At 47.1% G+C, this 13,069-nt stretch carries 13 protein-coding genes; all 13 read right to left on the bottom strand.

Annotated elements, in window-relative coordinates:
- Positions 1-115: 115 nt before the first annotated feature.
- Positions 116-1,303, bottom strand: coding sequence for an aromatic amino acid transport family protein (locus CEQ32_RS05840; RefSeq protein WP_088585681.1), 1,188 nt, complete (start codon positions 1,301-1,303; stop codon positions 116-118).
- A gap of 664 nt (positions 1,304-1,967) precedes the next feature.
- The gene (gene hisIE / locus CEQ32_RS05835) at positions 1,968-2,603 is read right to left on the bottom strand and encodes a bifunctional phosphoribosyl-AMP cyclohydrolase/phosphoribosyl-ATP diphosphatase HisIE (protein ID WP_088585680.1); all 636 of its coding nucleotides are present in this window, start codon (positions 2,601-2,603) and stop codon (positions 1,968-1,970) included.
- A gap of 54 nt (positions 2,604-2,657) precedes the next feature.
- Entirely contained in the window at positions 2,658-3,431 is a 774-nt protein-coding gene (hisF, locus tag CEQ32_RS05830) for an imidazole glycerol phosphate synthase subunit HisF (RefSeq protein WP_088585679.1), read from the bottom strand.
- Entirely contained in the window at positions 3,413-4,150 is a 738-nt protein-coding gene (gene hisA, locus CEQ32_RS05825; protein ID WP_055648614.1) for a 1-(5-phosphoribosyl)-5-[(5-phosphoribosylamino)methylideneamino]imidazole-4-carboxamide isomerase, read from the bottom strand. Before hisA ends, hisF begins: the two co-directional genes overlap by 19 nt.
- A gap of 103 nt (positions 4,151-4,253) precedes the next feature.
- Positions 4,254-4,904: an imidazole glycerol phosphate synthase subunit HisH gene (hisH, locus tag CEQ32_RS05820; protein ID WP_023267314.1), complete on the bottom strand. Its 651-nt coding sequence runs from the start codon at positions 4,902-4,904 to the stop codon at positions 4,254-4,256.
- 148 nt (positions 4,905-5,052) lie between these two features.
- Positions 5,053-6,144 (bottom strand): bifunctional histidinol-phosphatase/imidazoleglycerol-phosphate dehydratase HisB, encoded by a 1,092-nt coding sequence (gene hisB, locus CEQ32_RS05815; RefSeq protein ID WP_011716856.1) that lies wholly within the window; start codon positions 6,142-6,144, stop codon positions 5,053-5,055.
- Positions 6,145-6,226: 82 nt separating this feature from the next.
- Positions 6,227-7,417, bottom strand: coding sequence for a histidinol-phosphate transaminase (hisC, locus tag CEQ32_RS05810; RefSeq protein WP_088585678.1), 1,191 nt, complete (start codon positions 7,415-7,417; stop codon positions 6,227-6,229).
- Positions 7,418-7,483: 66 nt separating this feature from the next.
- A complete protein-coding gene (gene hisD, locus CEQ32_RS05805; protein WP_055648612.1) occupies positions 7,484-8,785 on the bottom strand; it encodes a histidinol dehydrogenase in 1,302 nt (433 codons plus the stop codon).
- A 3-nt stretch (positions 8,786-8,788) separates the two neighbouring features.
- Positions 8,789-9,688, bottom strand: coding sequence for an ATP phosphoribosyltransferase (hisG, locus tag CEQ32_RS05800; protein WP_055648633.1), 900 nt, complete (start codon positions 9,686-9,688; stop codon positions 8,789-8,791).
- A 666-nt stretch (positions 9,689-10,354) separates the two neighbouring features.
- Positions 10,355-11,182 (bottom strand): hypothetical protein, encoded by an 828-nt coding sequence (locus CEQ32_RS05795; protein WP_088585677.1) that lies wholly within the window; start codon positions 11,180-11,182, stop codon positions 10,355-10,357.
- Positions 11,183-11,247: 65 nt separating this feature from the next.
- Positions 11,248-11,574, bottom strand: coding sequence for a hypothetical protein (locus CEQ32_RS05790; RefSeq protein ID WP_088585676.1), 327 nt, complete (start codon positions 11,572-11,574; stop codon positions 11,248-11,250).
- A gap of 68 nt (positions 11,575-11,642) precedes the next feature.
- Positions 11,643-12,095 (bottom strand): acyltransferase, encoded by a 453-nt coding sequence (locus CEQ32_RS05785; protein WP_088585675.1) that lies wholly within the window; start codon positions 12,093-12,095, stop codon positions 11,643-11,645.
- A gap of 91 nt (positions 12,096-12,186) precedes the next feature.
- Positions 12,187-12,657 (bottom strand): DUF2059 domain-containing protein, encoded by a 471-nt coding sequence (locus CEQ32_RS05780; RefSeq protein WP_037417916.1) that lies wholly within the window; start codon positions 12,655-12,657, stop codon positions 12,187-12,189.
- Positions 12,658-13,069: the final 412 nt, after the last annotated feature.

Here is a 13,069-nt window from a genome sequence, read left to right as displayed (position 1 = left end):
CCACTACGTGGCTGACTAATTTTGCGATGGGTCTTGCTATGGGCAAATGAGGTTGAGTGCCTACTCAATCATCTTGATTTTACAGGCACTTATTCTGTAGTGACCTAAACCGATGTTAACCGAATAATTGGGCGCCAATGACGGCAAGGCCTGACACGAGTGCAAGCACTAAGCCTAATGTTCCCCCTGCGACGCGGTAGCCTTGGGGAAGATTGGCGTTATCCCGTTGTTTTCTTTGTACCCATACCATGGAAACAGGTAAAAAAATCGCGAGGATCACTAGGGCAATTGCCGCATAACCTAGTGCGGTAATAAATCCCTGTGGGTAAAAAAGGGCAAAGCCTAATGGCGGCACAAAAGTGATCGCCGCGGTAATACTGCGACCCGTCGCATTATCTTCTTGCCTTAAGTTGGCGGCTATAAAGTCAAATAGACCTAGGCTAACCCCTAAAAAGGAGGTTGCCAGCGCCAGATCGGCAAACACACTGATCGCTGAGCTTAAGGATTGACTGTGCAGTACACTGGCTAACTGATTGATAAAGCCTGAAAGACTCTGATTTGTCATCAGTTGGCTTTGGCTGAGCACGCCTTGGCTGCCCAGTTGCCACAGCAGGTAAATCAGCAGCGGTAATGCCGAGCCGAGCAACATGATTTTGCGCAGGCTTTTAACCTCAACGCCTAAGTAGCGCACTACAGATGGAATCGAACCATGAAAACCAAAGGAGGTAAAAATCACTGGAATGGCTGACACGATAAGCCCTTGTTCCAGTGGCAATTCGAGTAAATGTGTGCCTTCGACCTGTGGCAGTAATAACGTCAGCATCAAGATTAACGCAATGATTTTCAAACTAAAGAGCAGGCGGTTAATTAAATCGACGCAGTGGGTGCCTAAACCCACAATCGTACCAACTAGGAGGGTAAATAAGATGGCGCCCGCCTGTGGCGGCAGATTTAATCCTAACCAAGCATTGAGCTTTTGATTGACTTGCTCGCCGCCACCCGCGATATAGGCGGCGCACAGGGCGTAGAGTAAAAACATCAGGGCAACACTGGCAATCACTTGGCCTTTAACGCCCAAAAGCGTGCGGGCTAATTGGTTCAGGCTGGCATCACTCGGGGCAAATTGATGGATTTCAACCATAAGTAGGGCGGTGTAGGCCATTAATGCCCAGAGGATTAGCATAATCATGCTCGATACACCAAAGCCGAGTCCTGCTGAGGCGATGGGGAGTGCGAGCATGCCCGCGCCAATGGTGGTGCCTGCGATCAGCAGTAAACTGCCGAAAAATTTATTTTGTGTCATAACTTACGCTCAAACGTCTTAATGAATGGCTCGAATATCTCAGTTAAAAGAGATAAAGGCTTAAGCAGAATGGCGGCGCGATACGGCGGCTGAGAGTAGTACTTGTGTGAGTACAAAGCGTTGGGTTCGTGGCGCAATCTGCGGATCGTTGGGGATATGGCCACAATGGAAGGTCTGGCGAGTGTGCCTATCTATGCCATTGCGGCTACAGATAGGGATAATAAGCTGTTGTAATACACATAAAACGCGCCTTTGATTGGGGTTAATTCGACACTTAAATTACATCTAATGACTTAATCACATCTAATTGCTTGGTCACATCACATAACGAAGGCAATTCGGCCTGTTTTTAAAATTTGTCTTAAATGTTAATAAGTTGAGTCAACGCCTCGATGCAGGTATCGAGTACGCTGGCTACGATAGGCAGTTAAGATGTACTTGTCAACCATTACAACAGTATTTTGCTGATTTTTTGTCAATTACGGTGTGATGGCTGATGAGAAACTGTGCGGTTTTAGGATTCACTATTTTGGGGGAAGGGTTTTAAGGCGCATGATAGAGGGTGGGATGTGGTGTTGGCTAACACTGCGTAAATAGAAGGTTGTCTGCCGCAGACCAAAAAGGCTTGCGGCAGATACTGGTGCAGTAGTGCTTAGTTTTTAGCTTATTTTCGCAGTGCTTTTTGATGGCGAGCGAGTAGATTAGCCGTGATATCACTTAAGCTCAGTTGTTGATCTTCAAGCAGCACTAATAAGTGGTACATGAGATCTGATGCCTCATTAATCAGCTCTTCTTTATCGTGAGTCGCAGCGGCCAAGGCGGTTTCTAATCCTTCTTCACCGACTTTTTGGGCGATGCGTTTGGTGCCGCGCGCAAATAAGGAGGCGGTGTAGCTCGATTCTGGACTTTGCCCTTTACGTGATGTGATAAGTTCGGCCAGATTGTTTAAAAACGGGTGAGCTTGGCCATCGAGCCAGCAGCTTTCGGTGCCTTTATGGCAGGTTGGACCATTGGGCAACACCTGCACCAACAGGCTGTCGTTATCACAGTCTTTATCGATGGCGACCAATTTTAGGGTATGGCCCGAGGTTTCGCCCTTGGTCCATAAACGTTGTTTAGAGCGGCTAAAAAACGTCACATCACCGGTTGCCAGAGTTTGTTCTAGCGCGGCTTTATCCATATACCCGAGCATTAATACCTTGCCTGATAAGTGGTTTTGGATAACAGCAGGGATAAGCCCATCCTGTTTGTCCCAATCCAGCTCGCTCAAATCTGACTTAGTGTTTGTTTGCGTTGACATAGTATTCACTCTTAATCTATTTGTAGAACCTAGAACCTAGAACCTAGAACCGCTCTAGCGTCTAATCGCGATGCCTTCGGCCGCTAAATACTGTTTTAACTCGCCGATATTGATAATGGCCTTATGGAACACGCTGGCTGCCAGCGCCGCATCGACCTTCGCATCAATAAACACATCGCGAAAATGTGCCATAGTGCCAGCGCCGCCCGAGGCGATTAAGGGCACATCGCACAACTGGCGTACTAGGCTTAACTGCTTGATATCATAGCCGCCGCGTACGCCATCTTGGTTCATCACGTTGAGCACGATTTCGCCGCAGCCGCGTTTTTGCACTTCTTCAACCCAGTCTTGGGTGTACCAAGCGGTTTCTTTGGTGGCGGCTTCATCGCCGGTAAATTGCTTCACTTTATAACTGTCGCTTGCCGCATCATAAAATGAGTCGATGCCAATCACGATACATTGGCGGCCAAACTCATCCTGCAGGCGTGAGATTAAACTCGGGTCGCTCAGGGCAGGCGAGTTGACTGAAATTTTATCCGCGCCAAAGGCGAGTAGCTCGCGGGCTTGGCCGATGGTTTTAATTCCACCCGCCACGCAAAAGGGGATATCGATTTGCTCCGCTACTCGGCTCACCCAAGACTTATCGACTACACGATCGTGGGCACTGGCAGTGATATCGTAAAACACCAGTTCGTCGGCGCCCTCTGCGGCGTAACGCGCCGCGAGTGGCACTATATCGCCAACAATTTCATGGTTGCGAAACTGTACGCCCTTAACCACGCAGCCATCTTTCACATCTAAACAGGGGACTATTCGTTTGGCCAGCATTGGATTGCCTCCGCCACATTAAACTGATTGATAAGTAAAGCTTTACCGATAATGATGCCCGCGGCGCCACTGTCTCTGACGGCGGCAACATCCTCAAGGGTGGCAATGCCACCCGAGGCTTGCCACGCGATATTGGGATAGTGGCTGGATAGCTCGCGGTAGAGTGCGGTATTGGCGCCTGTGAGGGTGCCATCGCGGCTGATGTCTGTCACCAATGCATGTTTAAGCCCCACTTGGCTAAAGTCTTCGACGATAGATTCTAGACTCTTACCGCCACCGCTTTGCCAGCCAGAAACCGCAACGATTTTCTCGCCGTTCTGATTGATATTGACATCCAGTGCCAGGCAAATTGCTTCGCTGCCAAACTTGTTAAACCAGCCTTTGACTAACTCAGGCTCTTTGACGGCGAGCGAGCCTATCACCACACGTTTAACCCCAAGGGATAATAACTCGGCGACTTGCTCTTCAGTGCGGATCCCACCGCCCACTTGAATATTGGCGTTAAGCCCAGCAGTCAGCTTAGCAATCAAAGCCGTTTGGCGTTTTGTAGGATCTTTCGCGCCAGTTAAATCTACTATATGCAGCCAGCTTGCCCCTTGGTCTTGGTAGGATTGCAACTGGGCCAGTGGGCTTAAATCAAAGGTGGTCTGCTGCCCATAATCCCCTTGATAGAGCCTAACTACCTTGCCATCAATTAAATCAATTGCTGGAATGATCATCTGTTGTCCTTAAATTCTTTTGGTGCATTTGCTACCGCGCTTTATTGCTGAATGTTGTGGCTGAAAAATGCTGGTTCATCCCAAACACAATAAGCGATTGCATTTACTGCATTTTTAAAAAGTTACCTAGGATTTGTGCACCCACGGCGGCGCTCTTCTCGGGGTGAAATTGCACGCCCATAAAGTTGTCTTTACCGATGGCGGCGCTAAAGTCCTCACCATAACGGCATTGTGCCAAGGTGTAGTCGCTTAATGGCGCGCGGTAGCTGTGAACAAAATACACGTAACTGCTGGCCGGAACACCGGCAAACAGCGGGTGAACCTGAGACGGATTGCTAAAGGTCAGTTGGTTCCAGCCCATGTGCGGCAGAGGTAAACCTTCGGCCTTAAGTGCTTGACGGTCTAGCTCGTCAATCTCGGTTGGAATAATGCCTAGGCATTGGCAATCCAGCGCTTGGCCGCCGCGTTCTTTAGAGAGCAGGGTGAGCATTTGCATCCCTAAGCAGACCCCCAGCACGGGTTGAGTTAACCCTTGGATTAATTCGACTAAGGCTTTTTCAGTTAATGAAGCCATTGCGGCGCCAGCGCTGCCAACACCTGGCAGTACCACTCGTTTGGCGGCTTTAATGCTGGCTTTGTCATCGGTGACTAACACCTTAGCGCCGAGGCGCTCAAAGGCGAAACGGACCGAACTTAAGTTAGCGCAACCTGTGTCTATGATGACAACATCAAATTCATCTATGTTTGCTGACATTGGGTTTTCCTATTGATGGGTCAGTGGGGGAAGTGGCTTGTCGCCGCATTTCCTAAACTGCCCCTCGTTAAAATCATCACGCTTTGTGTTATTTGCTCATGTACCTATTTTCAGTCAAGAAGCAGATAACAAATGTTTTAGCACGGTGTTAGAGCACGCCTTTACTCGATGGTAAGACATCACCTTCGACTTTTACGGCCTGACGCAGCGCGCGGCCCAGTACTTTAAATAGCGCTTCGACCTTGTGGTGATCGTTGTCTCCTTCTGCGGCCACATGTAGGGTGCAGCGTAGGCCATCGGCAAAAGAGCGGAAAAAGTGCGGTACCATTTCGGTAGCCATTTCACCGACTTTTTCACGTTCAAATTGGGCGGCGAATTTAATAAAAGGCCTGCCGGAAAGATCCAGTAAGCATTCGCCTTTGGCCTCATCCATCGGCAAACTAAAACCAAAGCGGGCAATACCGCGTTTATCGCCCAGCGCTTGGCGCAGCGCATCCCCAATTGCCAATGCCGTGTCTTCAACGCTGTGGTGATCGTCTATCTCCAGATCGCCATCGACATTCACCTCCATTTTGAAGTTTCCGTGGGTGGCGATTTGATCCAACATATGGTCGAAGAAACCAATGCCAGTGTTAATGGCGCCTTTGCTGGGATTGTCGAGATCGACAGTCACGCGAATATCGGTTTCCTTGGTGGTGCGAACCACAGTCGCGGTGCGGCCCTTGTTGAGTAAGGCATCGGCAATCGCGTCCCAGCCAAGACTGCCACGCTGATATTGAAAGCTTTTAATCCCCATGGCATTGCCCAGTTCCACATCTGTGTGTCTGTCACCAATCACGGCGGACTGGGTAAAATCGATGGTGCCTTGGGTCAAAAAGTCTTTCACCAGTCCTAGTTTGGGTTTGCGGCAGCTGCAATTTTCATCGTTAAAGTGCGGGCAGATGAGCACATCTTCAAACTTAACCCCTTGGCTAGACAGGATTTGCATCATCATATTGTGCGGTGCATCGAAATCTTCCTGCGGGAAGGAAGGGGTACCGAGCCCGTCTTGATTGCTAACCATCACCAACCTAAACCCAGCTTTTTGCAGGCGCAGTAAGGCGGGGATCACTTGGGGCTCGAATACCAGTTTGGCGAGGCTATCGACCTGTTTGTCGGTGATTGGCTCTTCAATCAAGGTGCCATCACGGTCGATAAAAAGTATTTTCTGGGCGACATTTGGGGTAAATACTGGGTTCATGCTGCTACCTTTCAATTCAGTTTGTTATCTTTATAAAATCAGTCTATTAGGCCAATGCTGTTACAAGACTTGCACCCAAAGCTCACAGCTTTTGCGATTCAAAGAGCGACACTAAGCGGTCGGTGTCAGACTGAGAGCTAAAGCTAAAACGAATGGCTTTAGCTAGCCTTGGGTCCTTATAGGCCCGCGCGACAATGCCATTGTCGATAAGCAGCTGTGTCACTGTTGCTACGTCGTCAAACTCGGCTAAGACATAGTTGCCATTAGGTTTTAGCACGGCGCCGCCCCATTGCTCACAGTACAAATTCAGCGCCGCCGCGAGTCGCTCGCCCTGAGAATTGAGCTCATTCACTTGGGTTTTCATCCGCGCAATCCCAGCAGCTGATAGCGCTTGCACGGCCACTTCACTTACGGGCAATGGCACGGGATAGGGCGCAATTACCCGCATGATGATTTCGATAATCTCTTCATTGGCAAGCAAAAAGCCGCAGCGCGCGCCTGCTAAGGCAAAGGCTTTTGAGAGGGTGCGCAGTACAACGAGATTTGGGTAAGACTCGAGTAAATCCGCGACGCTATATTCTGGGCAAAATTCGATATAAGCCTCATCGACCACGACAATGGAGTCGGGTAGGGCTTGGATGGCTTGCTCTATGCGCGCCTTATCAATCACAGTGCCAGTTGGGTTATTGGGATTGCAGATAAACACTAACTTAGCGCCGCGCGTGGCCGTTGCAAAGTCGGATGGGAGACCGTATTCAGCCGTTAAGCTTAACGCCTTAACGCCCACATTAAAGGTTTGCGCGCTAATGGCGTACATGCCGTAAGTGGGCCCAAAGGTCGCAATGGAATCGATGCCTGGGACACAAAAGGCCCGGATCAGCAGTTCGATGGCCTCATCGGCGCCGCGGCTGGCGACAATTTTGCTTTCCACTACACCGCTATATTGGCTATAGGCATTGATTAACGCGGGCGGTTGGCACTCAGGATAACGATTTAACTTAGTTAAATCGAGCTCGCCGACGGCCACATTATTAAAGGGCGATTCGTTAGCGTTGATCCAAATATCCCCACGACCACCCAGCCTGCGAGCACTTTGGTAAGGCGTTAACTCGAGCAGTTCGGGCCGTGCAAGACGTGCGGCAAGGGTTGTTGGCTCGATGCTTGTGTTATCGAGAGTATTGTTATCGAGAGTGTTGCTGGCGCTATTGGCGCTCTGAATATTTGTCACTGGCACATTACTCGTTGTTGCTTGGCTAGTTGGCACTTGGCTCATCCTATTCATCCTAAGTCTTGCTATGGCTTTAATTAAGCGTACTGTTGATTGCGTTACTTATTTCCATCAGTCCTTAAGACTGGCTAAGCGTATCGCGACCGCATTTTTATGGGCATCGAGTAACTCATTGCTGGCAAGGGTCATTACCGCTTGCCCGAGTCCGAGCAGGCCCTTGGCACTGAGTTCTTGCACCGTAAAGCGGCGGCTAAAGTCTGCCAAGGAGAGGCTAGATACCGCGCGGCTATAACCGTAAGTTGGCAATACATGGTTAGTCCCACTGGCATAATCCCCAACCGATTCAGGTGTATAGGCCCCTAAAAACACTGAGCCTGCGGCGCGAATATGATTTAGTACGTCCCGTGGGAAGCGGGTTTGAATAATTAAGTGTTCGGGTCCATAGCAATTCGAAACGAGCGCCGCTTCTTGCATATCTTTTACCAAAATGGTGCGGCTGCCTTTTAGGGCCGTCGCAGCAATCTCTTGGCGCGGCAGGGCGGCCAGTTGCGACTCGAGCGCTTGATTGACAGCTTGTGCTAATGGCTCAGAATCCGTGACTAAAATGACCTGCGAATCTGGGCCGTGCTCTGCTTGCGAAAGTAAATCTGCGGCAATAAACTGCGCATTGGCATCGCTATCGGCAATCACTAATACCTCAGAAGGGCCTGCGGGCATATCAATAGACACAGTGCAGCGACCGTCCTGCGAGACTAAGCGCTTGGCTTCGGTGACATAACGATTGCCTGGGCCAAAAATCTTATCGACGCTGGGAATCGTTTCAGTGCCAAAGGCCAGTGCGGCAATGGCCTGCGCGCCGCCCACTTGATAGATTTCGGTGATCCCACAGGCGTTTGCCGCATACACAATTGCATCGTTAATCGGCGGCGGACTCACCAATACGCGTTTTTCGCAGCCAGCAATTTTGGCAGGCAGGGCCAACATCAGTACGGTTGAGATTAATGGGGCGCTGCCACCGGGAATATATAAACCGACTTTTTCAATCGGTTCGCTACGAAGCTCGCAGCGAACCCCCGCTTGGGTTTCAATGTCGATGGGGCGAAATTGCTGCGCGCTGTGGAACACATCAATATTGGCCATCGCTTGGGCAATGGCGGCTTTAAGTTCGGTCGAGACTCGTGCGCTGGCGGCGCTAATCTCGCTTTCACTTAAACGCAGACTGTCGATATTGGCACTATTAAAGCCATCAAACTTTTGATTAAACTCTTTTAGCGCCGCATCGCCACGGCTAGCTACGGCATCAACAATGGCCCGAACACTTTGTTCTAAGCCGCTGTCACCAATTAAAGGTGAGCGTTGGAGCGCGGCTTGTTGTGCATCGACGGATAACGCTGCCCAAGTCAAAATATCCATAGATCACCCCATCATTTTTTCAATTGGCATGACGAGGATTGAGCTGGCACCGAGCGCGGTGAGTTCTTCCATGGTGTCCCAGAATAAATCTTCGGTACTGACGGCGTGAATGGCCACTCGATTAGTATCGTCGTTTAATGGCAATACAGTAGGATTTTCGGCACCGGGCAGCAGGGCGACAATTTGATCTAAAGTTTCAGTGGGCGCGTGCAGCAAAATATATTTACTTTCACGGGCGCGGATCACGCCGTTTACGCGGGATAAAATGCGATCGATTAAGGCTTGTTTGCTCGGCGTTTGGGTTTGGGTTGATTGAATAATGCAGGCCATGGAGCGGTAGATAACTTCAGTCTCGTATAAACCATTGGCTTCAAGGGTTGCGCCAGTGGAGACTAAGTCACAAATGCCATCGGCAAGCCCTGCACGCGGCGCAACTTCAACCGAGCCTTTTAACATACAATCGCGATAATTTATGCTCTTTTGTTGCATAAAACGACGCAATAGATTGGGGTAGGAGGTGGCAATTCTCAAGCCTTCTAGGGATGAGGCATTGGCATAGCTAAATTCGGTTGGTACGGCTAACGAGAGACGGCAGGCGCCAAAATCTAATTGGCGTAATTTTACATATTCAGCTGGCTTATTTAGGGTTTGACGCTCAATTTGCTCTTCTTCGAGCACGTTCTCACCAATAATGCCTAAATCGACCACGCCATCCATAACCAGTCCTGGAATATCATCGTCACGTACTCTGAGTAAATCGATAGGCATGTTATCTGCGTGTGCGATAAGACGTTGTTCGTTAATGGAAAACTTAACACCGCAGCTCTTGAGTAATTGCTGAGAGTCGGTCGATAGGCGACCCGATTTTTGAATGGCAATACGTAAACGGTTTGATTCAGTCATAATTTTATCTCGCTCAAAGTTAACAAATTCAAAATGATATTCTTTCGTTTCACGCTTTAACTGGTTTATCGGCACCGCCAGTAAATGTGGCGGTTAACATATTGAAATTAATTACTAATTATCTATTAAATCGTTAGTTAAAAAGCCCAAAAGCAAAAACCCCCAGAATTCCTTCCAGGGGTTAGTGATCATCTTTGAATCAGTCCGCCAGAAGGATATAGTCCTTCGGCAGTGAGCGTCCGAAGGCTACCGCATATGGTGGTGATGGTGGTGGATAGCGTTCAGTAGTTGGCTCATATGACTCTCTATACTCTGTGATTATGTTGAATTTGGTGTTGGTGGATACTTATCCATCGAACGTTTTTTTAAGCTAACCGCTTTCTGTGCCGTTTGCAACAGCTAATTTTAACTAAATAAGAATATTTATGCGTTTTGTGAAAATGTTTCATCTTGGTGGTCGCAGGACGATAATCTGCTTATCGCAAGGAGGGGCGAATTAGGGGATTGGCACAAAGCCGATGCTGCGTTTAGACAAATTCGGCTGGCGGTAAGTATGGTAAATCTTGTCTAACAGCGTTCAATCTAGACTGATGATTGAGGATGAGTGTCCCTCGACAAACACGATTAGGCACAGCGCTAATGCTGAATTAGCGCGTGACATCCCTTTTACCCTGTTAAATATTCTCCAAACAGGCGATCAACTGTTTGTTGGCAATATTTGTCTTCACCACGCCAATATTCGGCAAATACCCAGTCATTTTTGCCTTGGCGTTGTCTATAGACAGTATTGGGTTTTAATATTCCCAGACTGGCTAATATTTCGATTAATATTTGTCGCTCAGCTTTACTCGACTTAATCACATTCGCTAATCTTTTCTCTAGTGTACTGGGATAATCGCTCGGGTCTGACGTTTCGATAATCGTTAAGATCTCCCTAAAACAGGCCATATCTTCTGACGTCGGCTCTGGAATATCGGCATTAATAAATTGGCTTAAATCAAAATAGGTATACAAAATATCCCCATGGCGCATGCCGCCCCATTTTATACGCTCGAAATTGAATACGTTAATATCCACCTCGATATAGGATTCGCTTCCTCGGATGCCATATTGACTGTCTCGGCAAATGCCGCAGGTATAGGAATGTGCAGTTGGTTTGCCATCCATATAAGAAGAGCCTGAAATGACAGGTGTGTATTGATGAGATGGGATTTTTTGGGCGATCGCATAGGATGCAAGGGATGAGCGCCAATCCAATCGCCGAGAGGTTAGACTGCTTAAAAATCCTTTTGTTACTTGTGCTTGCGAAATGCCTTTTACTAGCGTTGTGGTGGCAAGGATACATTCATCATGGGAGATAGTTAAAGGATCAAACATTAATCCTTTCGATTTGGCATAGATAAAGTCGGGATCGGAGATACTTCTGTTTTTTACGTCAATCCAACCATTCTTCCAATAGGTGGAGAATAAAATCCTTTTTGCTTTTTTATCCATAGCTGATTCTATTTTATCCTTTAACAATTGTTTTAATTTATCTTATAAAAGCGCAATTAAAGCGGTTAGCTCTCTACATTTATATAAGCATCGTTTTGATAGTAATAACTGACAGCATGAATTATGTCATGCAAGGTAGCATGTGGCAGCTGTTGCACTAAATTAGCCTTGATGCTTTGCAAATCCGCAATGCTTAAAAAGTATTGATAACCTTGAGTTTGCGGGTAGAGAGGCTCATCCTGTTGGTCGCGTTCTTCTTCAAGCTCATCGTCAATGATTAACACCGACATTGTGGGACTTAATGGTTGTTCTAGGGCTTTGTACACATCCAAGTGCCACGAAAAAGAACCAAGTTGGGATAATAGGGTTTCCAAGGTTAATGTTAAGTGCATGAAATATCCTGTTGTGCGAGCATCATTTACATCGTCAAGACCAGTTAATTAAAGTGAAATAATTAGGCTTATGGCCTCAACAGACCCTGCATTAATTCGGTTAACGCAAATGATGAGAAAATAAACAGTAAATTAATCAAAGCCCGCATAATCCAAGGTAATGTACCGTAGGAAAGGCGATATTTATTTGAGGCAATCACTATAACTCCCATGATGCCAAACCAAGGTGTAAAAAAGAATATGGTTTGCCATTTAACCAGAGCAACGGCGAGATCGTGTAGCGCACCACTGACCAAAAAGGTGACAAGTACGGCGAGCCACATCGGCAGAAACTGACTGCTAGGACGCATGACATTACGTGATAAATAATAACCCCAAATCGGATTCCAATAATGCCAAAAAATGGGGAATGACTTAGCACCCAGGGCGCTTGATAGCATATTCCTCATCGAGTGACTGGCACCCAGTGGAACACCATTTCGCTTTTTCACATATTGTGACAAGGATAAGGTCGTTGGCATGGTTAATCTCCGCCTGATGCTTACCACTGAGTGCGTAGCTTGGTACACGTCTCGTAATGTCAGACCTCATGTTCAGATAATTGTTATAGCTTTATTCTTTAATTCCATGCTTTGCGAGAAAAGGTCTAATACGCTCAATTAATTTAGATTGTTTTGCTTGTGCTTCTTGCATGGCGATTTGTGCTCCAGTTTGCATCAATTGTGGCGTTTTTTCTAAGAGTTTTTTACCTGTAGAAGTTTGATAAAATTGGGTTATTTTAATGATTTCTTCATTTGTGAAAGCCTCTGAGTACTGTTTTTTTAATTCGTTTATCACTCTGGGACGATCAACATCTTCATTAAACCATGCTCTATAAATACCCTTAAGTTCTTCTTTAGCCTTATTATCTAATTTATAGTTGGTGGCTATTTGGTCTACTATTGGTAACATAGCTTCAAATCCACCAGCCATTTGTTTATCGATTGACATCACTCTAAACATTTCATCTATTGGTGCTTCTTGCGCTACTACGGGAGTAGATAAAATAAATAACATTAACGGTAATAATTGGAACTTTTTCATTTTATATCCTTAATCATCTCAACGTTTATAAACGTAAACCTTAATTGAGTTATATATCCATAATTGAAGCTTCGTGCAAAATTAAGTCATTAGCACAATCATTAACGCAACTTAGCAGCTTATCTCTTAGCAAGCAATCGGTGAAAAGTTGAGTTAAGCCTTTGGTTGTTAAATCATTTAAACTACGCTACTCCATGTTTTAGCTCAAGAAGCTCGGCGCTAGATTAAAACTATTGGTATTATCAGGCGGGCTTAATTACACTGCGGCAACAGCGTTATGCTCCTTAGCGAAGGCTAACGCCTTAACCCACAACTCGCTTTTTTTGAATCGTTTTTATAGGAACTCGCTCGCCATTGACTCACTCTCGACGCTCAGCTCCGCGGCAAGCTAAACATCTGCAATCAAATCAGC

The sequence above is a fragment of the Shewanella sp. FDAARGOS_354 genome (assembly GCF_002209245.2).
Lineage (GTDB): Bacteria > Pseudomonadota > Gammaproteobacteria > Enterobacterales > Shewanellaceae > Shewanella > Shewanella xiamenensis.
Note: the sequence above shows the minus strand (reverse complement) of the source record. Positions and strands in the feature narration are given on the sequence as shown.